The organism is Mesorhizobium sp. M1406 (genome assembly GCF_040317555.1).
Classification (GTDB): Bacteria; Pseudomonadota; Alphaproteobacteria; order Rhizobiales; family Rhizobiaceae; genus Mesorhizobium.
The window spans coordinates 1-1705 of record NZ_JAMYKW010000151.1 but is presented as its reverse complement, the minus strand read 5'-3'; the positions used below and the strand labels follow the sequence as shown (position 1 = coordinate 1705).

The 1705-nt window shown below is 61.4% G+C and carries 1 pseudogene; it reads left to right on the top strand.

From position 1 onward, the window contains the following. Positions 1-523 precede the first annotated feature (523 nt). Positions 524-1705 (top strand): annotated as a pseudogene (locus tag NKH03_RS34640) (hypothetical protein); the annotation flags it as partial.

The following is a 1705-nucleotide window of genomic DNA, read 5'->3' as shown; positions in this document are numbered from 1 at the left end:
GAACTTTGAACTCATGGACCGACAGGCCCGAGACGCGGTTAAGGAAAGCCCCGTTGGGACGTTTCACCAGCAGATCAAGCGGCTCGGCCAGTCAGCGCCAGACGTTGCTCCCGGGGACCCATTTAAATTTCAAAGTCTTGAGAGCAAGGGGGACGCCGCTGCGCAGCGCAGCGGGCCGCAGGAGGAATACAGTTGGCCAGAGTATCTCCCCCCTGGGAAAGCTAATGAAGACGACGCTGTTCTGGCATCGTCTTTCGTGCCAACTGGGCCCCATCACCAAGCCTCGGATCCCGCAGGGTCCTTTCGTCCCCTGAGCTGGCGCGACGGCGACCAGCGCGCGCCGGACGAGCGGATCGCTGCACAGGACAGGAGCAACCAGCTACCAAGCGAGGAGGTCCTCATCAACCGTGAGCATGATACAGCGGAGTTGAGACCAGCGAAGAGGCAAAGGACCCCCAACAGTCGTCTGCAGGACGTTGCCACTGAGCCGCAGCTGAGCGAGATCGGCAATTCAGGCGCTCGCGTGCTGATGCAGGCCCCCACCCATCAAGTGGGTGCATTGCCATGGGAGGCGCAGCCCATGATGCAAGGGAGCGGACAAGAACACGCCGCGGCGCCGTACGCCGGAGGCAGTGGGTCGATGCTGGGTGCCTCGGTGCTGCAGCCGGGTCACTCAACGGCGCGCCATCATCATGCGCCGGATTCGTCAGTGGTTGATCTGAATCCCCCCGCACCGTCCGAGTTGCGTGACCATGCTCGTTCTGTGCCGGCGGCGGTGCAGCCAGATCGCCCAAAAGTGGTCTCCGGTCCCGACAAGGGTCCTCTTTATCCCAACGATGCGGCCCTTGTCGAAGGGCTGAGGTCAGCACTCTATGCCGGTAAGATCGGGGAGATCACGGTCAAGCGCCATGTAGATATTCTTTTCGGCTTTGGTCATTGGCTCGTTGAAAATAACAAGCCGGGGATTGCGGATCGGCTTCACGAGGAGTCGCTGGATCGGGATCGCAAGGAGTACGAGATCTGGGGTGGCGGCCCCTCGGCCGTGGCTGGGTCACTGGGTCGTCTCAAGACGTGGGCGGGCGGAGCGCCAGTGGTGGGCCGCCCTGCCCTGAATCCCCACCCTGCCGACGCCGTGCTCATCAGAGAGTACACAGCGGCTCTCATCAAAGCGTACGAGGCAGCGCCGACCGGGCCGAAACCCCGTACCGTTGAAGTCTATGGGTCTGCTCTTAGACGTTTCAGTCAATGCCTGGTTGAAAACAAAAAGCCGGGGATTGCGGATCGGCTTCACGAGCGGTCGCTGGATGAAGATGCCAAGCGCTATATGAAAACCGCTGACATCAGTGCACTAACTCATGTCCGGAAGTTCGCACTCGGGCGCGAAATTGCCCTTGCTGCTCGTCGGGAAGACGCAGTCGGCATGGAGGCTCGTGCCATTGGGGACGCCGCTGCGCAGACCGCGGCACAAGCTCATGGCCACGCAGGAGAGCAGGGACCCATCTCTCGAGGTCAACAAGTCGCGCCAGCGCCGTTTGAACGGCACTTGGGCAAGAAGCGCGAGGCCCAGGACGGACTGACGAGTACACTTGACAGGAGCAACCTCGTGAACAGCGGGGGCGCCATCATAAACAATGAACATTACACAGCGCTGTTGAGACCGGCGAAGAGGCAGAGGACTGATAATCCGCAAAGCCGCGCCATGGGG